General features: G+C 65.0%; 14 protein-coding genes. 4 read left to right on the plus strand and 10 right to left on the minus strand.

From position 1 onward, the window contains the following. The coding region (locus GL284_RS21265; RefSeq protein WP_196217072.1) for a DUF11 domain-containing protein at positions 1–1,126 on the plus strand (1,126 nt) is incomplete at its 5' end. Next, entirely contained in the window at positions 1,123–4,704 is a 3,582-nt protein-coding gene (locus GL284_RS05000) for a porin family protein (RefSeq protein WP_155043536.1), read from the plus strand. The genes GL284_RS21265 and GL284_RS05000, both read left to right, overlap by 4 nt. A gap of 366 nt (positions 4,705–5,070) precedes the next feature. Here the strand turns inward: GL284_RS05000 and GL284_RS05005 are convergent, their stop codons facing one another. After that, entirely contained in the window at positions 5,071–6,690 is a 1,620-nt protein-coding gene (locus GL284_RS05005; protein WP_155043537.1) for a right-handed parallel beta-helix repeat-containing protein, read from the minus strand. Positions 6,691–6,860: 170 nt separating this feature from the next. Between GL284_RS05005 and GL284_RS05010 the strand changes: the two genes are divergently transcribed. Then, complete coding sequence (locus GL284_RS05010; RefSeq protein ID WP_155043538.1) at positions 6,861–7,391, plus strand: HugZ family pyridoxamine 5'-phosphate oxidase; 531 nt, start codon at positions 6,861–6,863, stop codon at positions 7,389–7,391. Here GL284_RS05010 and GL284_RS05015 read toward each other — a convergent pair. Both GL284_RS05015 and GL284_RS05020 read right to left on the minus strand, forming a co-directional pair. Then, entirely contained in the window at positions 7,388–9,682 is a 2,295-nt protein-coding gene (locus tag GL284_RS05015; protein ID WP_155043539.1) for a glycosyl hydrolase family 28-related protein, read from the minus strand. The two genes, GL284_RS05010 and GL284_RS05015, sit on opposite strands and share 4 nt — an antisense overlap. Positions 9,683–9,823: 141 nt before the next feature. Beyond that, positions 9,824–11,416 (minus strand): lysine--tRNA ligase, encoded by a 1,593-nt coding sequence (locus GL284_RS05020; protein WP_155043540.1) that lies wholly within the window; start codon positions 11,414–11,416, stop codon positions 9,824–9,826. Positions 11,417–11,503: 87 nt separating this feature from the next. On the opposite strand from GL284_RS05020, the gene GL284_RS05025 reads away from it, so the two are divergent. After that, a complete protein-coding gene (locus GL284_RS05025; protein ID WP_155043541.1) occupies positions 11,504–11,926 on the plus strand; it encodes a tellurite resistance TerB family protein in 423 nt (140 codons plus the stop codon). Between the two features lie 7 nt (positions 11,927–11,933). Here GL284_RS05025 and dacB read toward each other — a convergent pair whose 3' ends face one another. The 7 genes from dacB to GL284_RS05060 all read right to left on the minus strand — a co-directional run bounded on the left by dacB (position 11,934) and on the right by GL284_RS05060 (position 21,525). Then, a complete protein-coding gene (gene dacB, locus GL284_RS05030) occupies positions 11,934–13,298 on the minus strand; it encodes a D-alanyl-D-alanine carboxypeptidase/D-alanyl-D-alanine endopeptidase (protein ID WP_155043542.1) in 1,365 nt (454 codons plus the stop codon). 3 nt (positions 13,299–13,301) lie between these two features. Beyond that, positions 13,302–13,916 carry a nicotinate-nucleotide adenylyltransferase gene (locus GL284_RS05035; protein WP_155043543.1) on the minus strand — a complete coding sequence of 205 codons (615 nt, stop codon included), beginning with the start codon at positions 13,914–13,916 and terminating at the stop codon, positions 13,302–13,304. Position 13,917: 1 nt separating this feature from the next. Continuing rightward, positions 13,918–15,588: a formate--tetrahydrofolate ligase gene (locus GL284_RS05040; protein ID WP_155043544.1), complete on the minus strand. Its 1,671-nt coding sequence runs from the start codon at positions 15,586–15,588 to the stop codon at positions 13,918–13,920. Positions 15,589–15,609: 21 nt separating this feature from the next. Continuing rightward, positions 15,610–16,743: an OpgC domain-containing protein gene (locus GL284_RS05045; protein WP_155043545.1), complete on the minus strand. Its 1,134-nt coding sequence runs from the start codon at positions 16,741–16,743 to the stop codon at positions 15,610–15,612. Continuing rightward, positions 16,740–18,914: a glucans biosynthesis glucosyltransferase MdoH gene (mdoH, locus tag GL284_RS05050; RefSeq protein WP_341870284.1), complete on the minus strand. Its 2,175-nt coding sequence runs from the start codon at positions 18,912–18,914 to the stop codon at positions 16,740–16,742. The genes GL284_RS05045 and mdoH overlap by 4 nt, the downstream gene beginning before the upstream one ends. Positions 18,915–18,918: 4 nt before the next feature. Continuing rightward, a complete protein-coding gene (locus GL284_RS05055) occupies positions 18,919–20,481 on the minus strand; it encodes an OpgD/OpgG family glucan biosynthesis protein (protein ID WP_155043547.1) in 1,563 nt (520 codons plus the stop codon). A 186-nt stretch (positions 20,482–20,667) separates the two neighbouring features. Next, positions 20,668–21,525 (minus strand): hypothetical protein, encoded by an 858-nt coding sequence (locus GL284_RS05060; protein ID WP_155043548.1) that lies wholly within the window; start codon positions 21,523–21,525, stop codon positions 20,668–20,670. Positions 21,526–21,600: the final 75 nt, after the last annotated feature.

Here is a 21,600-nt window from a genome sequence, read left to right on the forward strand (position 1 = left end):
TTACGACGTGACCCAGGCCGATCTGGATGCCGGCACCGATCTGGTGAACGTCGCCCGCGTCGCCGTGCCCACCGGCCCGAACCCGCTGCCTGCGACCGACAGCCCCGACGTGCCGGTGACGGTGGCGGCAGCGCCCGCGGTCCTGACCTTGGAAAAACTGGTGGGCGTGCAGACCGCGATGATCGGCGACACCGTGCCTTATACCATCCGGGTCGGCAATGCTGCCGGCACGGCGAGTGCCACGATCCGCATCACGGATATCCTGCCACCCGGCTTTCACTATCGCAGCGGCTCGGCGCGGCTGGACGGGGTGGACGTCACGCCGGCCATTCATGGCCGCAGACTGATTGTCGAGCCCGTCTTGGTGCGTGGCGGCCAGTCAAGGGTTCTGACGCTTGATCTGCTGGTTGGCGGGTCGGTGCGTCCGGGCGACCATACCAACCGCGCGCGCATCACCGATCCAGCCACCGGCGCGGATCTTGCGCCCGAGGCTCAGGCCGTGGTGCGGGTGCTTGCCGATGCGGTGATGCAATGCGCGACCGTGCTGGGGCGGGTCTTTGACGATCGCGATCAGAACGGCCATATGAGCCCGAAGGCAACCGAACGTGGCTTGCCCGATATCCGGCTGGTCGCGCCCAATGGACTGGCGATCAGCACCGACGCGCATGGCCGCTTCAACGTGCCCTGCGCCGCCCTGCCGCAAGGCATCGGCTCGAACTTCATGCTGAAACTGGACGAACGGACGTTGCCCGCAGGCTATCGCCTGACGACCGAAAACCCGCGCGTGGTCCGCCTGACGCCGGGCATGATTACCCGGCTGGATTTCGGCGCCACGCTGGCGCGGCTGGTGCGCATCGACCTGTCGGCCAATGCCTTTGCCATGGCGCAGGACCGCGAGACGATGCGCCCGGAACTGGATGCCGGGCTGGTCACCATGGTCGACCGGATCCGCGACAGACCGACCATGCTGCGCATCAGCTATGTGCTTGCAAAGGCCGAACCCCGCAACGGCGCAGAGCAGCGGCTGAAGCTGGTCGAGCGGGCCGTGCGCGAGCTGTGGCGCCGATCAGGGACCTACAAGCTGAACATCGAAACGGTGATTGAACGGGCAGGAGTGGCGCAATGAAGGCCGTGAAACTGGCATCCCCGGCGCTGCGCGTGCTTCTGGCCGGTGGCGCGATCCTCCCGGCAACCGGCTTTTACGTCGAGGCACGGGCCGAGGTCTTCTGCCGCGGCAAAGGGTCCACATCCCAAGGCGATTGTGCCCACGCCAATGCGGGCACGGCGGTCAGCAGGCCGGTTCAGCCGAACGTCACCGATCAGGCGGCAGCGCCATTGGGGGAGATCGGCTTTTCGATCTCGATCGATGGGCCGGACGTGATCGGCGGGCCGGGGGACGCGGCGGACCCGCCGCCGCAAACGATTGCCGGCGCCCCGGCGCGGCCGGACCGGACGCGCGACACCGACCGCGCGCTGGATCTGGCCGGGATCGATCTGACCTATGACGGGCTGGGCGCAAGGCCGCGCCTTGCCATCGCCACCACGGATCTGCGTGCGGGCTTCATGGCAGGCGAAACGGTCGGCTTTCGCGCCTCGTCGAACTATCCCGCATGGATCGCCAAGGCCCAGGTGGTGATCACGGATGCCGATGGCGAGATGGTGGCGCTTGTGCCGATCCAGCCCAATGGCACGGCCGCATGGACGATGCCTGCGGATGGCGATGGGATCTATCGCTATTCCCTGCGGGCCAGCGATGCGGCGGGACGCCGGGACGAAACCCGCAGCCTGCCCCTGATGCGGGTGGCGGTGGCCACTGCGCCGGATCTGACCGGCCCGGTCACTGCCGCAGCCGAGGGCGACGACATGCTGGCGCGGCGCGGCATCCCGGTATCGGGCGGTGCGATCACCGTCTCGGGGCATGATGCGCAGGGTCAGCCCGTTCATGTGCTGGGTGAGCCGGTCGCCGTCGATCCGTCGGGCAGTTTCGTCGTGCAGCGCATCCTGCCCCCCGGCACCCATGCGGTCAGCGCCGCCATCGGTCCGCGCCGGTTGGAACGTGAGGTGACGGTCCAGCCCTCGGAATGGTTCGCGACCGGCATCGCCGATCTGACGGTCGGGCGCGATCAGGGCGAAAGCTGGACGCTGGGGCGGCTGGCGGGCTTTGCGCAGGGCACTTTGGCCGACGGCACGCGGGTCACCGCCTCGATCGACACGCAAGAGGATGAAATCAGCGATCTTTTCCGCAACTTCACGCGGAAGAACCCCGACCAGACCCTGCGCGAGATGAAGTCCGAGGATGTGTTCAACACCTTCGGCGATGACAGCCAGCTGAGTGAGCTGGCACCCTCATCCGGCAAGTTCTTTCTGCGCGCCGAAAAACACGGCAGCCACCTGCAATGGGGCGATTTCAAGCCGCGCGAAAGCACCGGCCTGTCGGCCCGCAGCGACCGCGCGCTGTATGGGCTGTCGGGCGAATACCGCGCGCCGCAGGTCACGGCGCAGGGTGAAAGCCGCGTGCGGGTGACGGGCTTTGCGGCGCAGGCGGACAGCCTGATGCAACGCGATGTGCTGCGCGCAACCGGCGGCTCGGCCTATTTCCTGTCGCGTCAGGACATCCTGTCGGACAGCGAAACCGTCGCGGTGCAGATCGTCTCGCGCACCACCGGCCTTGTGGTCCAGACCCGGCGTCTGGCCGCAGGCAGCGATTACCGCATCAACCCGATTCAGGGCGTGATCATCCTGAACCAGCCCCTGTCGCCCAGCGTGACGGGCGACGGGCTGGTCGTGGACAATCCGCTGGGCGATTACGATGTCAATCTGGTGGCGCAATATGAATATGTGCCGACCACCGGCGATGTCGATGGCTATACCGCCGGAACGCGCGGCGAGGTCTGGGCCAGCGATCGGCTGCGCCTTGGCGCATCTGTGATCCGCGAAACGACGGGCATGGCCGATAATACGCTGGCCGGGGCCGACATCCTGCTGCGCGACGGCGACGATCGCGAGCTTTTGGTGGAATATGCCACCAGCCAAGGGCCGGGTTTCGGCAGCAGCTTCTCATTGAACGGCGGGCTTGATCTGGAGCCGTCACATCCCAGCTATGGCCTGCCGGGGCTGAACGCCGCCTCGTGGCGGATCGGCGGCAAGACCGATCTGGCCTTCATGGGGCTGCGGGGCAAGATCGCGGGCTTTGTCGACCGTAAAGAGGCGGGGTTTTCCTCGCCCGATCAGCAGTTCCAATACGATCAGGATGCCTGGGGCCTGACGGGTGAGGTGGCACTGTCCGCCCGCACCGATCTGACCTTCGGCGGTGAGGGGGCAAGCCGCGATGACGGGCGACGCGAAAGCATCGCGCGGCTTGGCATTGACCATCAGCTTGACGCGGCATGGGCGATCCGGGCCGAGGTGGCGCGCGACCATCGCGACGCGACCAGCCGCGCCGATGATTTCGGCACGCGCGTCGATGCCGCCCTGCGCCTGACCTGGACACGGGATCAGGCGCTGTCGCTCTGGGCCTTTGCTCAGTCCACCCTGTCGCGTGACGACACACGCCTTGCGAACAACCGCACGGGCGTAGGGGCAAGCGTGCAGCTTTCCGAACGCAGCGAACTGACGGCCGAGATTTCCGAGGGCAGCCTTGGCGCGGCCGGGCGGCTGGAACTGGGTTTTCGCCCCAATCCGGACACCACCACCACCATCGGCTATCGGCTTGATCCGCTGCGCCGCTTCGACAGCCCGGACTTTCTGGGCGACGACAAGGGAAGCATCGTCTTTGGCACCACCTCGAAGATCAATGACGCGTGGTCCTATACCTCGGAAAGCAGCTACAGCGCCTTCGGGACCAGACCGTCGCTGACCTCGGGTTATGGCGTGACCTATACGCCGTCGCAGCGCTGGCGTTATGACATCAACATGCAATTCGGCGAGGAACGCGACAGCGACAGCACGCGTCTTGAGCGGCGCGGCCTGTCGCTGGGGCTGCGCTACGATCAGGCGGATCTGGTCTCGGCCGGATTGCGCGGCGAATGGCGCCAGGATCAATCCGACCGCCCCGGCGATGCGCTGGACCGCAGCACATGGCTTTGGTCGGGGTTTTATGAAAGCAAGGTCTCGCAGGATTGGCGGTTCGTCTCGGCACTGGATGCGGTGATCTCGGCCAGCGACCAGTCGTCGTTTCGCAATGGCCGCTATATCGAAAGCCGTGTGGGCTATGCCTGGCGCCCCGCTGCGCATGACACGGTGAACGGGCTATTCAGCTATACCTATCTTTACGATCTGCCGGGCGCGGATCAGGTGAATATCGACGGCGATCTGAACGGGCCCCGGCAAAAAAGCCATATCCTGAATGCAGCCGTGAACTGGCAGGCCGACCCGGTCTGGACGTTTTCCGCGAAATACGGCTTTCGGCGGCGCGAAAGCGCGGATCGCGGCAGCGATGATTTCACCCGCTCGGATGCGCATCTGACCGTGTTTCGCGCCGATTACCGCGTCGTGCACAACTGGGATCTGATGGCCGAGGTCCGCGCGCTTTACACCCCCCGTGCCGATACGACCGAAACCGCGGCCCTGATCGGTGTCTACCGGCTGATCGGCGATCATCTGCGGCTGGGGGGCGGCTATCTGTGGGGCAAGGTGGATGACGATCTGCGCACGGTCGATGTGCCTAAAAGCGGGCTGTTCATCAACATCACCACGCAATTCTGATCCGGGCGCGGCGCGATCAACGGTCGTGCCACGCCGCCAAACGCCGCGATCCGGGCCGGGAGCGCTTCAGCTCGGCGCATAGGATCGGGGGAGGGTTTGCATGTCAAACAGCCCAAAGGCAGTCTGTTCGCGGCCAGCACGGATCGGGCCGACCCGAATTACCGCATAGCTGACCGCCTGACACCGAAAAAACCGGCGGATGGCGCCGGATGCGGAAAATATTGCCGCTGAGTGCCCACCCGATCCGACGCAGCCGCCGCAAAGCACCCGACCAGCGGCCCGTCCCGGCGTGGAATTCCAGAATGGCCTTTGCGCGACCAAACATTGAGGCAGAAGGCAGGGGAACGCCGTTCCCCTGCCCAAAGGTCATTGCTGCACCCAGTTCCCGGTGGTGAAGCTGCGCACCAGCATGCGGCCATCTTCGCGGATCACCTTGGTCGGACCGTATTGCGGGTCGTTCACGCCATGCGTCGCGGTGTTCAGATTGCGCTGCGACACCTGCCCGTGCAACAGACGGTTCTCGAACCAGACCTCGTTATAGCGGTTGGCGTTGACATGCCCGACCGAGGTCGCGACATGCGGTGTGGCGATATGGCTCAGATCGCCGCCAAAGCGGAAGGTGCAGTGCTGCACCGCGCTGCCCGGCATGTCCAGCAGCAGCGGACGATTGGCCTGCCCCAGCCGCGCGCCGCCCTTGACCTCGGCGGTGATCTTGGCACGGCGCAGCGTGCCGGGCGCGCGCAGGAAGGCCCGCGCCAGCGTGCGACGGCCCTGATACCCAAGGCCCTGCTCTTCAAGCCGCCCGCCTCCGGCCTCGTCGATATCGCCGTTGAAGACGATGCCGATATTGCCCTGCACATGCAGCCCCGGCCCCCATGTGTCCTGGGTCGAGATATTGTTCATCAGCACTGTTTCGCTGCCAGGATCAGGCAGGCAGACGCCCGCCCCGATGGGCTCGACATCGCGCTGCATGCCGCAGAACCACAGCTTCGAGTTCGTCCAGCGCAGGTTGGCGGCGCTGGCCCGGATCTCGGCACCGCTGTCGCCGGTCAGATAGCAGGTCAGATCGCTGATGAAGCAGTCCGGCGTCATCAGACAAAAGCCGGATTTTCCGGTTTTGCGGATCTCCACACCGCGCACGAAGTTTTCGCCCCGGCCCGACATGTGAAAGCCATACCCGGCGATATTGGTAAAGGTCACATTGTCCAGCCGGTTATGCGCATCCGATCCCGCCTCGCGGAAAACCGCTGCGCCGGGGCCGCCGGTGGGCGTGATGAAGGTGACGCCGCGCTGGGTCATGCGGGCGGGATCATAGCTCCAGACGCCCGAGCTTGCGCCGACATGGTTGCGCAGGTTCCAGCCGCCGTCGATGGTCAGATCGGCCAGCAGGTTATAGCCGTTGCCGCCGTTCGTCCCTTGCACCGCAGGTGCGGTAAAAACATCGACAAAGGGCTCATCCGCGCGGCGCGGCTGACACAATTGCCGGATGCGTGACGAAAACTTCCCCGCCCCCCGGATGGATGCGCCACGCGGCAGCTCGACCGATCCCCAGATATCCAGCGAGCCGCTGGGCAATTGCACCGCCCCGCCGGTCGCCGCGGACCAAATGACGGCCGCGCGCAGGGCTGCCGCATTGGCTTCGGCCACCGGCTGGGTGGCGGTGGTGTCGAACCCAAGCATCTGCGCGCCGAAATGACGAATGTCGATAAAGGGCGAATGCAGCGGTTCCTGCACGCTGCCCTGCGTCAGTCGCAGCGGCTGGATGAACGGCGCAGACAGCGGCAGATTGCCCGCAAGCTCGATCCCGGCCCGCGTGGCCAGCCGGGCTTCGATCTCGCCCAGCCGGGTCTGTAATCCCCTGTCGTCATAGCTGCTTGCGGGGCCGGGCGCGCCCGCAGTACCACGCGCGCCCTTCGGGCCTGCTGGCCCCTGCGGCCCCATCGGCCCGGCTGGACCCTGCGGCCCGGTCGCGATCGTTTCCGGCATCTGACACCTCGTTTCATGTCCCCTCGCCCGTCCTGCTGGACCGACCGGGAAAATATCCGGGGTGCGGATAAACACTTTCTTAACCATCCGCCCGCTGCACCGCCGCGATTGGCAACAGGCCCAATGGGTTGCACCTTGTGCTGCGGGTGCGCACGCCGCAGGATGGAGCCATGACAGACCCCATCCGGCCCACCGACGATCAGGCACGCGATCTTGCCCGCAGGCTGCTGGCCCGGATGCGCCATGCCGCGCTTGGCAGCCTTGATCCCGAAAGCGGCACGCCGCTTGTCACCCGTATTGCGCTGCAATGCGACCCGGATGGCGTGCCGCTAGCGCTGCTGTCGAGCATCGCCGCCCATAGCCGGGCGCTGCAGGCCGATCCGCGCGTGGGTCTGCTGGTCACCGACGATGCGGCGCGAAAGGGCGATGCCATGACCCATGCCCGCCTGTCGCTCCTTGCGCTGGCCAGGCCCGCCCCGCCGGATCCCGACCGCCGCGCCCGCTGGCTCGCGCGCGATCCCAAGGCAAAGGTCTATATAGACCTGCCGGATTTCCGCTTCTGGCGTCTTGAGCCGCAATCGGGCCTGCTGAATGGCGGCTTTGGCCGCGCCTTCAGGCTGTCGGCCGCAGATATGCAAAGGCCCCCCGAAGCCGAAGCATCCGGGGGGCCGATTGCATCTCGGGCGCGTAACCTGCCTTAGATCGGGTCGTCCATCCGCACCCGCAGCGACACCGATCCGCGCGCCGGTCCGCTCCAGTTCAAAGCCACCTGCTTGCGCGAGGTGCCGACCGTCGACTGAACCCATGGCATCTCGGTGACGCGCTGGTTGGCCGCGTTGGTGATGGCCGATTTCGCGATCAGCGACTCGACATTCTTGGCCCAGCCGTTAAAGGGCAGCGCCACATCCACCGGGACGATCCAGCGATTGGCCGCCGTGCCCTGCGTGAAGCTGATATCGACGGGATTTGCGACATAGACCAGCACGCCGTTGAACATGTTGCCCTGAAACTGGACGTTGCGCATCCGGGTATAATCAAGCTGCGCAAAGGTGGTGTCCACACGGTCGATGCGGTTGATCTTGTTGTTCATCGACTTGAAGACATTGCCCATGACGGCAAGGCCATGGATGAAATGCCCGCTGCCATAGGGCTTCACCACCAGCCAGTTGAAACCCAGCGTCGTGTTCGAGGCCAGGAAGGTATTGCCCGTCACCGTCAGACCGCCAAAGGAATATTCGTCGCCGACGAAATTCGGCATCGGGTCGTGTTCGTTCGTCCACTCGATCGAACAATTGTCGATGTAATTCCCCGTCACCGTCGCCTGCACGTTCGGCTGGGTCAGGATCAGACCACCGAACCGCACGCCGTTCTGGGCTGCATCGCCCTGAAACCAGTGGTTGCCCTCGATGATATGGCCGCCGCCGCCCGCCACCATGAAATGGCCGAAGCGCACGAACCGGTTGTGCCGGATCTTGGTATCATTGGCATTGACGTTCAGCCCGATCGAGGTGCGGTTCTGCGCCAGATCGCCCAGCTCATTCGACAGAAACTCGCAGCGGTCGACCGTCATGCCCTGACAGGCCGTCCCGATCGAGGTGATGCCGCGATCCTTCGGCCGCGTGAAATAGCAATCGCGGAACGTGTTCATCGACCCCATACCGGACAGCATCACCCCGCTGGCCTCGCCATCCATCAGGAACTCGACATCGTCGAAGTTCAGGCGGCTCATCTGCTCCATCTCGGAAAAGTCAAAGGCATAGCGATTGCGCGTGAAGGTATAGCTGCGCGTGCCCGCGCCCCCGAACAGCGGCTGCGACAGCGACAGTGTGCCCGCGCCGATATTCCTGCCGTTGACATAGACCTCGCGGCCGACGCCGTTGCCGCTGATGCGCGAGCCGATCTCGATATTGGCGATATTGCTGACACCGCTCAGTTGCAGCGGCTGGTTCGGGTTATAGGTGCCGACGCCGCCCACCGTGCGGGTGGCCCATGCCGGGCCGGGAACGATGGCGATCTGGCCATTGGTGATGACGCGGCGATTGGCGAATGTCGTCAGGCCCGGCGCGAATGTCGATGCCGTCATCGGCTCGGTGAGATGCACGACGCGCCCGTTCAGGTCTAGAACGCTGTGATCGGTAAAGCCGAACAGCGCCTGCAACGCGCGCTTCATGCCCTCGGTCTCATCCCCGAAGGCCGAGGCATAGGTCGAGAAATCGAATTTCCCCGTCAGCGCCAGCCTTGCATTGCGCGGCATCCGCAATGTGCCGGTGAACCGGGTCGGCGCGCTCAGGCTCAGATCCGAGCCGATGAAGTAAGTGCCTTGCGGGACAAGGATCTGCCCGCCGCCCGCCGCCTGGTTTGCCGCGACAAAGGCCGCGCGGTCATCGGCCACGCCATTGCCCAAAGCGCCGAAATCGCGCACATCCACCCAATCCAGCATGCCCGGCATAAAGGCCGCCGTCACATCCTCGATCACGAAATTCTCGATCCGGACCGAGCCGTTATTGTCCCCCATCAGGTCCAGACCGAAATAGCCGAAAGCCGCATTGCGTCCCCAAGGCATATCCACGCCGTCGCGCCGCCCGCTGCCGACGATGGCCGAAACCTCGACGACATTGCCATAGCCCGTCAGGCTGACGGCCGGCGCGAATGTCAGCAGACCCGGCACCGCAGCCCCGCTGCTGTCGCCCGCAAAAGCGGCGATGCGCACATTGGGCAGGTTGCCCGCAATTGCCTTGACGCGGGTCGAGATGCGCAGATAGGTGCCGGGGCTGATCGGCGTGCGCTGCATATAGCGCAGCGATGTCATGTCCTGCAGTTTCAGGATCTCCAGACAGCTGCCGAAATCCTCATCCGCGGGGACAACGGCCGCATTGGTCTGCCCTGCCCAGTTCGGTGAGTTCGGAGTGCCGTCGGTGCGCGACCAGAAGCTCAAGCCCGCCCGGAACTCTCGCGGCATCAATGCCTTGTTACCAACTGCCGCAACAGCCATGCCAAATACTCCCTTTCATCAGATCAAGCGTGACCAAGGGCCGCGCGCTCTGGAAGGAATTTGACAATCTGGCGTTAACCATCGGTTAACCAAGCGCGCGCGGCAACACAGCCGCGCGCAACGCGTTTTATGCGTTCCAGATCAATGATCTGCTGCGGATACCAATTCGCCCGCCAAGGCACGCTCGATCAGCGCACGGGTCTCGGCTACGCCGTAAAGCGCGATGAAGCCCCCGAAGCGCGGTCCCTGATCGGCGCCCAGCAGCACCTGATACAGCGCCTGGAACCAATCCTTCATCGGCTCGAACCCATGTTCGCGCCCGATGGCAAAGACCATGGTCTGCAGCGCCTCGGCATCGGCGGGCTGATCCCACGCGGCCAGACGGCCCGCCAGATCTTCCAGCGCGCGGCGCTCGATCTCGGAAGGCGCGCGGAACACACGGCCCGGCGCGACGAAATCGTTGAAATAGCGCAGCGCGAATTCCGCCGCCTGATCCATCGCCGGGTTCGCCTCGGGGCTGGCATCAGGCGCATAGCGGCGGATAAAGCCCCACAGCCCCGTCTTGTCCTTCGCCCCCGCGACCGAGGCAAGGTTCAGCAGCATCTGGAACGGCACCACCATATCCGATGCCGGAACCTCGCCGCCATGGATGTGCCAGACGGGGTTGGCGAATTGCTGATCGGGGGTCTGCGTCGGATAGGCGCGCAACTGCTGGTGATATTCGTCCACTGCCTTCGGGATCACGTCGAAATGCATCCGCTTGGCCGTCTTGGGCTTCTGATACATGAAATAGCTCAGACTTTCCGAGGCTGCATAGGTCAGCCACTCGTCGATAGACAGCCCGTTGCCCTTGGATTTGCTGATCTTCTGCCCATGCTCGTCCAGAAACAGCTCATAGGTGAAATGCTCGGGCTTCTTGCCGCCCAGAATCTCGCAGATGCGGTCATAGATCGGCGTGTTGGTGCTGTGATCCTTGCCATACATCTCGAAATCCACATCCAGCGCCGCCCAGCGGGCGCCGAAATCCGGCTTCCATTGCAACTTCACATTGCCGCCGGTGACCGGCAGCGTCAGTTCCTGCCCGTCCTCGTCGTCAAAGGTGATGGTGCCGGCCTTCGCATTGACATGCTTGATCGGCACATACAGCACCTTGCCGGTCTTGGGGCTGATCGGCAGGAAGCAGGAATAGGATTGCTGGCGTTCCTCGCGCAGCGACGCCAGCATGACCTCCATGATCGCGTCGTATTTCTCGGCGGCGCGCAGCAGGGTCTCGTCGAACTGGCCGGATTTATAGAACTCGGTCGCGCTGATGAATTCGTATTCAAAGCCGAACGTGTCCAGAAAGCGGCGCAGCATGGCGTTGTTATGCCCGCCAAAGCTGTCAAATTCGCCGAACGGATCGGGCACGCTGGTCAGCGGTTCCTGCAGGTGGTTGCGCAGCATCTCTTGCTGCGGCACGTTTTCGGGAACCTTGCGCATCCCGTCCATATCGTCGGAAAAGCAGAACAGCCGCGTCGGGATGTCGCTGATCATCTGGAAGGCGCGGCGGATCATCGTCGTGCGCGCCACCTCGCCGAAGGTGCCGATATGCGGCAGACCCGAGGGACCATAGCCCGTCTCGAACAGCACATAGCCCTTTTCGGGCGGCTTTTTCTCGTAACGTTTCAGCACGCGGCGGGCCTCCTCGAAGGGCCAGGCCTTGGAATTCATCGCGGCGTCACGCAGAGCGGTCATTTCGGGTCTCCATTGTCAGGCTTTCCCCCGTATTGAAAGCTGCGCGAATGGTCAATAATTACCCCGGAAACGCAACGGAGATTTGCCATGTCGGACAACCTTCCCTCTCTCTCGCCCTGCGATGCGCTGGTGGCGGTCATGGTCGGTGTCTCCGCCTCGGACCAGAACCTGCGCACGGCCGAGCTGGTCGCCATCGAGCGTGCCGTGAACCATACCCCGGTTTTCGCCAATTACGACATCGACCGCATCCGCGCCGTGTCCCAGACGGTGATGTCGCTGTTCGAGGAAGAGGACGGGCTTGACGCGTTTTTCGGCCTCATCCGCGACAGCCTGCCCCAGCGCATGTTTGAAACCGCCTATCTGCTGGCCTGCGATGTCGCAGCCTCGGATGGTCGTCTGGGTGAGGTCGAATTCGAGATGCTGGCCGAGATCCGCGATGAATTGCAGATCGACCGCCTGCATTCGGTCGCCATCGAATTCGCCGCCCGCGCCCGCCACCGCGTGCTGTAAGGCGGGCTCAGGCCACCCAGCCCTCGACCAGCACCTGCTGCAAGGTCTTGGCGCGTCTGGTCCAGCCGATGACCCCATCGGGCAGTTCCATGCCTTCGCTGGCGGCGCGGCGCGTCTCGTCGCCGCTCAGCACGACAAAGGCGATCTCGCGTCCGGCTGCACCCTGAGCAAAACCGGCAAGGTTCGACACGAAATTCAGCGTGCCGGTCTTGGCGTCGATCAGCACCGGGCTTGCGACCTTCCTGCCCTGCGCATCATGGATCGGAATGTGTTTCAGCAAAGCCCGCAGCCCGCGCGGCCGACCCTGCACCGCCAGCAATCGCGCCAGACTGGCCGCGTCGATCCGGTTTTGCGCCGAAAGGCCGGAATGGTCGTGAAAGCTGAACTGCGCGCCCGGATCCAGCCCGCGCAGCCAATCCGACATCGCCAGCACCGATCCTGCCAGATCGGGCGCGCCGCTTGCGGTCAGGCCCAGCACCTCGGCGGTCAGATTGGTGGAATATTCCAGCATTCCGGTGACGATTTCCGGCAGCGCCGGGCTTTGCAGACTGGCGATCTGGCTGCCCTGCGGCGGCTGATCGGCGATTTCGGGCTGCGGCAGCACCAGCCCCTTGGCGCGGCACAGCGTCTGGAACACATCGCCCGCATAAAGCTCGGGCCGCCGCACCGGCAGCCAGCGCGACCCCGACGACCCCATTGCGCCCCGCGCGATCGTCCAACGTTCGACCTTGCCGCTGCCGTCATAGGTGAACAGCGGCCGTGCCCGATCCGCCGCCCCGATGGTCACCGTATAGGCGCGCGGAGACTGCCGTTCGCCCCGCGCCTCCAGCGAAAGCGCCCCCGAGCGCCAGCTCAGATGCACACGGTTGAAATTCAGGATCATGCCAGAAACGGTTGGATTATATGGCAGATATTCGTCCTGCACCGACGACAGCCGCGCGACGTTCGGAAGCGCGCCGCCCCAGATCACGAACCGCGTCGGCGCCGCGCCCTGCCATGCCGCGACCGTGCTGTCAGCCAGCCGCGACAGCGCGTCGGTGTCCAGCACCGGATCGCCGCCGCCAGCAAGGATCAGCGTGTCGCCATCGCGCCAGACCCGCGTGGTAAAGCGATGCTCCGGTCCCAGCCGCTCCAGCGCGTAAAGCGCCGTCACCACCTTCAGCGTGCTGGCAGGGGCCATCATCTGCTGCGCATGCCTGCTGTCCAGCATCTGGCCGCTGGCCGTGTCGATCACCGCAAAGCTGACCTCGCCGCCCAGCTTCGCCGCTGCAATGGCGGCTTCGGGGTCAAAGCCCGGCGCGGGTTGCGCCCAGCCCTTGGGTGCGACAGCCAGCGCGCCAAGACCGAAAAGCACTCCGCGACGTGTCAGCATGACTTAATCCTTCTTCGCAGACATGTTCCGCAAAGCCCTGATTGCAGTAGATGATTGCTTGCTCATCGGCACGTTGATCATGCACCATGCCGGTGGCGCCTGATCGGCCAGCGTCCGTGCATCCGCCTGATCTATCCGGTTGCGCCACAAAAGACGAGCGGTGCGGGAAAACCGCGCGGGCATCCGCCAACCGGGACGCGCCAGAATGCCCAAGGGCACGCCGGCGGCAATATCCTGCCAGCGGTCCCAGCGGTCAAACTGCACCAGATTATCGGCCCCCATCAGCCAGACAAAGCGCACGCGCGGATAAAGATGTTGCAGCGCGGCGATGGTATCCGCCGTCATCCGCGTGCCCAGATCGGACTCAAGGCCGGTGATCTGAACCGCCGGATTTTGCATGATAAGGCGGGAACTTACGATGCGTTTCTTAAGCGGTTCCGGACCTTGTGCCTTCAGCGGATTGCCGGGACTGACCAGCCACCACACCCGGTCCAGCCCAAAGCGGCGCAGGGCCTCTTCGGTGATATGCACGTGCCCGGCATGGGCCGGATCGAATGATCCGCCCAGCAGCCCGACGCGCAGGCCCGGCACGGTCAGTGGCAGCCCGGCACGCCGCATCTTAGAACAGACCCTCGATCCGGCCTTCGGCGTCCAGCCCGATGCGCAAGGCGGCGGGCTCACGCGGCAGGCCCGGCATGGTCATGATCTCGCCACAGATGGCGACGACGAAACCCGCGCCCGCCGACAGCCGCACCTCGCGCAAGGGAATGGTAAAGCCCTCGGGCGCGCCGCGCGCCGCCGGATCGGCCGAGAAGGAGTATTGCGTCTTGGCCATGCAGACCGGCAGATGCCCATAGCCCTCGGCCTGCCACGAATCAAGCTGCGCGCGCACGGCGGGCGGCGCCTCGACATGATCGGCGCGATAGATGCGCTTGCAGACGGTCTGGATCTTGTCCCACAGCGTCATGTCATCAGGATAGATCGGGGCGAACTGCGCAGCGCCGCTTTCGGCATGGGCGACGACGGCGCGGGCCAGTTCTTCGGCCCCCGCACCGCCTTCGGCCCAATGGCGGCACAGCACCGCCTTGACGTGATGGCGCGCGCAGTAATCGTGCAGCGCCTGAATTTCCGCGTCGGTATCGGTGGTGAAATGGTTGATCGCCACCACCACGGGCAGCCCGAAGCCATGCAGGTTTTCGATATGGCGCCCCAGATTGGCGCAGCCCCTGGTCAGAGCGGCCACGTCCTCGGCCGCCAGATCGGCGCGGGCGACACCGCCATTCATCTTCAGCGCCCGAACGGTCGCAACCAGCACCACGGCATCGGGGGCAAGTCCCGCCAGACGGCATTTGATGTCCAGAAACTTCTCGGCCCCCAGATCCGCGCCGAAGCCCGCTTCGGTGACGACATAATCCGACAGCGCCAGCGCGGCCCGCGTGGCCATCACCGAATTGCAGCCATGCGCGATATTGGCGAAGGGACCGCCATGCACCAGCGCCGGGTTGTTTTCCAGCGTCTGGACCAGATTGGGCTGCAACGCCTCGCGCAGCAGGACCGTCATCGCGCCTGCCGCGCCGATATCGGCAGCGGTCACCGGGGTCTTTTCAAAGCTCAGCCCGATGACGATGCGCCCCAGCCGCGCCTGCAGATCCTCAAGATCGGTCGCCAGACACAGAATCGCCATCACCTCCGAGGCGACGGTGATGTCAAAGCCGCTTTCGCGCGGATAGCCGTTCGAGGGACCGCCCATCGCGATCACCATATCGCGCAGCGCGCGGTCGTTCATGTCGATCACCCGCCGCCACGTCACCCGGCGCGGGTCAATGCGCAGCGCGTTACCCCAGTGAATGTGGTTGTCGATCATGGCCGCCAGCAGGTTATGCGCGCTGGTCACGGCGTGGAAATCGCCGGTGAAATGCAGGTTCATCTCTTCCATCGGCACGATCTGCGCCATGCCGCCGCCCGCAGCCCCGCCCTTCATGCCGAAATTCGGGCCAAGGCTCGCCTCGCGGATGCAGATGGTGGCGCGCTTGCCGATGCGGTTCAGCGCGTCGCCCAGACCGACCGTCGTGGTGGTCTTGCCCTCGCCCGCCGGGGTCGGGTTGATCGCGGTGACCAGCACCAGCCGACCCTGCGGGCGGCCCGTCAGTCCGGCCACGAATTCATGCGTCAGCTTGGCCTTGTCATGGCCATAGGGCAGGAAATCCGCAGGCCCCATGCCCAGCTTGGCCGCGATCTCGGCAATGGGGCGCTTTTGCGCCGCGCGGGCGATCTGGATGTCGGATTTCATGGCTTCCTCCGGCTGAACGTCTCAGCGCGAGGCGAAACGCGCCTTGATACGCCCGGTCCATTCCTCGCGGCGCAGCCAAAGCGCGGCTGAAGCCCAAAGCGCCGCTATGACCCAGATATCAATGGCAAGCCGCAGAAGGAAGCCCGTGAAATCGGCGGGCGCCAGCATATCCATCGCATCGCCCCAGATCGACAGCAGCACACAGCTGATAAAGGACCACAGCCCGCCCCGTCCGATATCGCCGAAGGCGCGGCCGATGACGGTATTGGCCATCCACTCGAACGGGCGGGCAAAGGTCACGGCAACCAGCCATGTCGCGGCCATGATCGCCATCAGCCGCAACCCGTCCAAGGACCATTTATCGATCGAGCCATAGACCATTTTCAGCGCGGCGCTGACCGCCTTGGCAGGCTCGCCGATGCGCCATGACAGCGTGATCGCCAGACAGAACAGCAAGACGCCGACCGAAATCGCGGTCAGCAGCGCGCTGTGCTTGCGCAATGCGGGCAGGATCTGGCGACGAAACGCGCCAAGGCCCACGCCGATGAAGAACAGCAACTGCCAGCCGAACGGGTTGAACAGCAGGCCGGGACCGGGGCGCTGGTTCGGGATCAGCGCGTTCAGCGGCTCGGCAAACAGCCAGACGATGATCGATACGGCCATGGCGGTCCAGGGCATCCGCAGCAGGAACGGCACCGTGACGGGCGCGGTCACCAGCATGATGACGTAAAGCGCCAGCACATCCAGCAGATTGGGCTGCATCCACATCAGCGCGACCGTGCCGATATAGCCCAGCGGATTTTCGGTCAGCCATTGAGCATAGCGGAACCAGACCGCCGTATGGTTCAGCCGCAATTCAAACAGCAGATGCGAAAACGCCGCCAGCAGCACTGCGCCCAGCACCAGCGCCAGCCAGACCTCATAGGCGCGTTTCAGAAACCGCCATTGCGCCGCGCCCCGGCCATGTCTGGCCTCGATCTTGACCCAGACCATGCCCACCAGAAACCCCGACAGCAGCACGAAAAGCTCGGCCGCGTCGAAGACGGTGAAATTCGCCAGCGTGACATTGCGCAGCACGCCGATCGGCATGTGATCCAGCATGATGCAGATCAGCGCATAGCCGCGCAGCATGTCCAGGGCCGCGATCCGCTTCATTTCGGCAGCTTTGCGAAAGCCTGCACCAGCGCGTGATCTTCCAGCATGGCCAGCTTTTCAGCCTCGGTCAGGAAGCTCAGCGCCTCGGCCTGATGCGCGGCATGGGCGATCTTGGCCCCGGCGGAGATGGCGTCAAGCCGCGTCGCCGCCGGTCCGACCGGCCCCCCGGCCCGCAGAAGCGAGGCGACACGGGCCTGCATCGCGGGATCGCTGCCGATGGCCGCGATGCCGTCGCGCGGCTGCGTCGTGCTGGCAATGCGATAGCTGAGCGCGTTGGCGGCGGTCAGGATCTCGGGCGGCACGCGCTCTTCGGGCGTCACCAGAAGTCCATGCCGCCGCGCCCACCGGCCAAAGACCGGGCTGGCCGACCAGCGCGAGGTCAGAGGCGACAGGATCAGCCCGGCAAGGATCGGCGACAGCCAGACCAGTTGCGATGGAGAGAAGATGCCCAGCACGATCAGCGTGCCCAATCCCAGCAGCACATGGCGCGAATGGCGGCGCAGCACGACGCGCCATGGTGGCATCTGGCCGGCGCGGACCTGCGCCTCCCATCCGCTGTCGCGGCCGCGCAGGATGTCGAAGATCTGCCGCGACTGGATCAGCATCTGCACCGGCGCGATCAGCGCCGACAGCAGGATCTCGAAAAAGGCCGAGGCCAGCAGCCGCACCGGACCGCCTGCGTTGCGGGCCAGCGGGCGCGACCATGCCCGCAGGATGCCGATGAATTTCGGCACCAGCAGGAAGGACATGGCGGCAACGAACAGCCACAGCATCCGAACCGGATCGAAGACCGGCCATTCCGGGAAAAGCTGATAGGTCTGCGGGAAGTAATCGGGCCGCGACAGCAGCACATTCGCCGTCAGCGCCAGCCCGACAAGGATCATCGCCAGCCAGATCGGCGACATCAGGAAGCCGAAGATGCCGATGATGAAATGCGCCCGGTTGGTCCATGTGAAGCCGCGCGAAAAGATCAGCCGGGCGTGCTGCAGGTTGCCCTGCGCCCAGCGGCGTTCGCGCACGGCCATGTCCAGAAGCGTCGGCGGGCTGCCCTCGAAGCTGTCGCGCAGGTCGTGATCCAGCCGCACCTTCCATCCGGCGCGGCGCAGCAGCGCGGCCTCGACGAAGTCATGGCTGAGGATATGGCCGCCAAAGGGCGGACGGCCGGGAAATTCCGGCAGGCCGCAGCATTGCGCGAAGGCCGAGACCCGGATCAGCGCGTTATGGCCCCAGAAATTGCCGCTGTCGCCCGACCATGCCGACACGCCCCGCGCAATGGCCGGGCCATAGATGCGCCCGGCAAACTGCGTCAGGCGGGCAAAGATCGACTGCCCGCCGACCAGCATCGGCATGGTCTGCAAAAGGCCGATGGCCGGATCGGCATTCATCCGGGCCGATAGCGTCTTGATGGTCGTCGCACCGATGATGCTGTCGGCGTCCAGCACCACCATCTGGTCATAGCGCCCGCCCCAGCGCATGACGAAATCGGCGACGTTGCCCGCCTTGCGGCCCTTGTTGTCATGCCGCCTGCGATACCAGACCGGCACCGGAGAAATGTCGCGAAGTCTGCTGATTGCCAGCATTTCCTCGAAAACCGGGACGGGTTTGCGGCTGTCGGACAGCACGAAGATCTCGGCCCTGTCGCCAAGGCCCACACGGTAGAGATCGCGCGCCAGCGCGGCCAGAAGCCCGGCGGTCTCGGCACTGTTTTCGTTATAGACCGGCATGACGACCGCGATGGTCGCATTGTTCGGCCCGGCCGGCGTCTTGGGCGTGCGGGCCAGAAAGCCCGCGATCATCGAGGTGAAGGAAAAGCCGACCCAGGTAAAGGTCAGCGCAAAAAACACCTGCAGCACCATCTGCAGCAGCGTCGGATTGGGGCCAAAGACCGCATTCATCTGCTGCCAGCCGGTCCATGCGATGACAGCAGCCCCGCCAAAGGCCACCAGCCGCGCCAGAATGGTCAGCGGATGCGGCCAACCCGCATCCGGCCCGTGCGGCGGGCGGCCACGCAGGTTCTGCTCGGGCATGTCCAGGGGCTGCTCGGGCGGGGTAGCCGGGCCTCCGGGCAGGTCGATCTGCAGGGATTGCCAGCGTGCATCCTCGGACAATCCCAGCAAGGCCGGGTCCGCGGAAGGTTCAAGCGGGTCGTGCGTCAGGTCTTTATCGTTCACATCGCTACTCGCGCGTCCAGCGTGCGATCCAGGTTTCGCTGAGCGGACCTTCAGGCCCATTCAGAACCGCGGAAATGTCTGCAAGTTTCCCGCCATCGGGAAGATATTCAAAGGCCAGCCGCATCCGCCCCTGTTCGGGCAGGCGCAGCAGATAGCTGTGGCCGATGCTGCCCGACGACGCCTTGACCTGCGGCACCGGATCGTCAGGGCCGAACATGTCCAGATCGAAGTCGATGACATAGGTGCGCGAGGCGGGGTTGTTCACCGCCTGCCCCGACATGGTTTCGACGATCCGGGCAATCGGCGCGCTGTCCGGCGGCTCGGGCGCGAAGCTGAGCATATAGTTGTAATCATAGCGGTTTCCGGGCCGCAGCGTGTCCGTCGGCTGCCAGAACGACACGATATTGTCGTTGAATTCGTTCTGCACCGGGATCTCGACCAGTGTGACCGTGCCCTTGCCCCAGTTGTCCTGCGGCTGGATCCATGCCGAGGGACGCTTTTCATATCGCGCCTCGGCATCCTGATAGGCGTCGAAGCTGCGGGCGCGCTGCGCCAGACCGAAGCCCAGCGGATCCTGATCCATGAAGGCCGAGGTCTGCAGCGTCGAATGGCCCGACAGCACGCGCCACAGCCGCTGTTCGCTGCCGTTCAGCATCTGCAACCCGTCGCTGTCATGCACGGCGGGGCGGTAATCATCGACCCGCGTGCGGTCGGTCGGGCCGAACCAATACATCGAGGTCAGCGGCGCGATTCCAATATTGTTCATGTCCACACGCGGGAACAGCGCGACGCGGGTGTCAAACACCGTCTCGGCGCCCGGCGTGATGCGGAATTCAAACGCGCCCGAGACCGACCGGCTGTCCAGCAGCGCGTGGATCAGCACATAGCGGTCCTGTTCGCTGGGCTTGTGGATCCAGAAGCCGCGAAACAGCGGGAATTCCTCGCCCTCGGGCGTGCCTGTGCCGATGGCAAGGCCGCGGGCCGAGACGCCGTAAAGCGTCCGGCGCGCCACGCCGCGGAAATAACTGGCGCCCTGAAAGACGACGAATTCATCCATCACATCGGGCCGGTTCAGCGGTGCGCGCAGGCGGAACCCGGAAAAGCCCATATTGCCGATCGTGTCGTAATCGACGCCATCGGGGAATTGCGCCGGATCGAATTCAAACATGTGCGGATCGAACTTGACCGGCAGCACCACGCCATTGTCGACAAGGCTGACATCCACCGGCTCGTGGAAGATCGCGCCGGGCGGCAGCAGATCCAGCGCGAAATCGCGGCTGCCCAGCCACGGGTCGCGGTCGCGGCGGAAACGGATGCCGCGATACTGGTCGTAATTCAGGTTGCCGAAGCTGCCCACCAGTTCGGCATCGCGGTAGGCATAGCTGCGCGAGGCCAGATCCTGCGCCATGGCCGCGACATCGTCAAAGCCGAAGGGCTTGGCCGGCTGCTGGGCGGGCTGGGCTTCGGGCGTGGGCTGGGCTGGGGCCTCTTGTGCAAAGGCCGCACCAAGGGTGCTTGCAGCGCCAAGCGCTGCACCGGCTGAGATCACGAATTCACGACGATGCATCGACTGATCCTGTTAGTCGGCCCCGTGGGACCATAATTTCGCTGCGGATGTGACATTGCGACGACATTGTGGCAAGCCTTTTCACCGCGATTTGGCAAGCCCTTGCCCATAGTTGATCGAATCTTCCCAAAAGACAAAGGGGCACGACCCAACGGTCGCGCCCCTTTGAAGTTCCTTGGTTAATGGTCAGCGGTTCAGTTCGCGCAAGACCTTGCCGTCGCGGCCCAGTTCGACCAGAACCGGCTCGCCTTCGGGGTTGGTTGCCTGCGCCACGGTGACCTGCCCCTGCTGCAGGATTTCGCCGACGCCGGTATAGCCCGCCTCGGTCAGGCTGGCGCGGATTTCCTCGGCTGCCAAGGGCTGGCCACGCACCGGCCCGCGCCCTTCGCGCGGCCCATCTTCGCGGGGTCCACCTTCACGAGGCCCACCTTCACGGGGGCCCTCACCACGGGGGCCACGCTCACCGGGGCCATGATCGCGGCCATGGCCTTCGCGCGGGCCGTGGCCATCCTTGCCGGGCTTGCCATCCTTGCCGGGTTTGCCGTCTGGACCGCGCATTCCCGGGCCACGATCCTCGCCGCGACCAAAGCGCAGAAGCGTGCCATCCTCGGCAAAGACCGCGCGGATGTCGTTGGATTGTGCGTCCTCACCGGCCAGCATGATGCCGCGCCCGCCAAGAAACACCGCGTCGATGCGGCTGAGTTCGCCAAAGACCGCCTCGCTGCGCACCGCCTGCGGCACCAGACGCTCGATCAGGGCGGCAGGCAGGGCTGCATCCTCGCCCTCGGCGCGCAGGCCGCGCAACTCGCCCGCCTCGTTCAGCATCGCGCCGATCCGGGTGCCGTCCTGCAACTGCCCCTCGATCCGCATCCCATGGCGCGAGGGCTTGCCCGTCACCTCGCCCAGACCCGCATCGCGCAGCACCTGCGGCAGTTCGACCGGCACCGCCGCGCCGCCCTCGGGCGTGCTTTCGGCCAGAACGGGGCCTGCCAGCGCCGTCATCATTGCGGCAGCCGCCACCATCGAAAAGGGAAATCTGCTCATTGTCCGGTGTCCTGTTTATCAACCATCGAAGCCGAGGCCTCATGAGAATCACCTCTACATCGCCCGTCACCAACC

It is taken from the genome of Paracoccus shanxieyensis (genome assembly GCF_009711265.1).
In the GTDB taxonomy this organism is placed as follows: Bacteria; Pseudomonadota; Alphaproteobacteria; order Rhodobacterales; family Rhodobacteraceae; genus Paracoccus; species Paracoccus shanxieyensis.

Bases quoted from the DNA above. Each gene is read 5' to 3' on its own strand.
- GL284_RS05015 (WP_155043539.1), bottom strand. From the start codon at position 9,682: ATGGCTGTTGCGGCAGTTGGTAACAAGGCATTGATGCCGCGAGAGTTC.
- GL284_RS05010 (WP_155043538.1), top strand. From the start codon at position 6,861: ATGACAGACCCCATCCGGCCCACCGACGATCAGGCACGCGATCTTGCC.
- GL284_RS05025 (WP_155043541.1), top strand. From the start codon at position 11,504: ATGTCGGACAACCTTCCCTCTCTCTCGCCCTGCGATGCGCTGGTGGCG.
- GL284_RS05045 (WP_155043545.1), bottom strand. From the start codon at position 16,743: ATGAAGCGGATCGCGGCCCTGGACATGCTGCGCGGCTATGCGCTGATC.
- GL284_RS05005 (WP_155043537.1), bottom strand. From the start codon at position 6,690: ATGCCGGAAACGATCGCGACCGGGCCGCAGGGTCCAGCCGGGCCGATG.
- GL284_RS05055 (WP_155043547.1), bottom strand. From the start codon at position 20,481: ATGCATCGTCGTGAATTCGTGATCTCAGCCGGTGCAGCGCTTGGCGCT.
- GL284_RS05060 (WP_155043548.1), bottom strand. From the start codon at position 21,525: ATGAGCAGATTTCCCTTTTCGATGGTGGCGGCTGCCGCAATGATGACG.
- dacB (WP_155043542.1), bottom strand. From the start codon at position 13,298: ATGCTGACACGTCGCGGAGTGCTTTTCGGTCTTGGCGCGCTGGCTGTC.
- GL284_RS05040 (WP_155043544.1), bottom strand. From the start codon at position 15,588: ATGAAATCCGACATCCAGATCGCCCGCGCGGCGCAAAAGCGCCCCATT.
- GL284_RS05035 (WP_155043543.1), bottom strand. From the start codon at position 13,916: ATGCGGCGTGCCGGGCTGCCACTGACCGTGCCGGGCCTGCGCGTCGGG.
- GL284_RS05020 (WP_155043540.1), bottom strand. From the start codon at position 11,416: ATGACCGCTCTGCGTGACGCCGCGATGAATTCCAAGGCCTGGCCCTTC.
- GL284_RS05000 (WP_155043536.1), top strand. From the start codon at position 1,123: ATGAAGGCCGTGAAACTGGCATCCCCGGCGCTGCGCGTGCTTCTGGCC.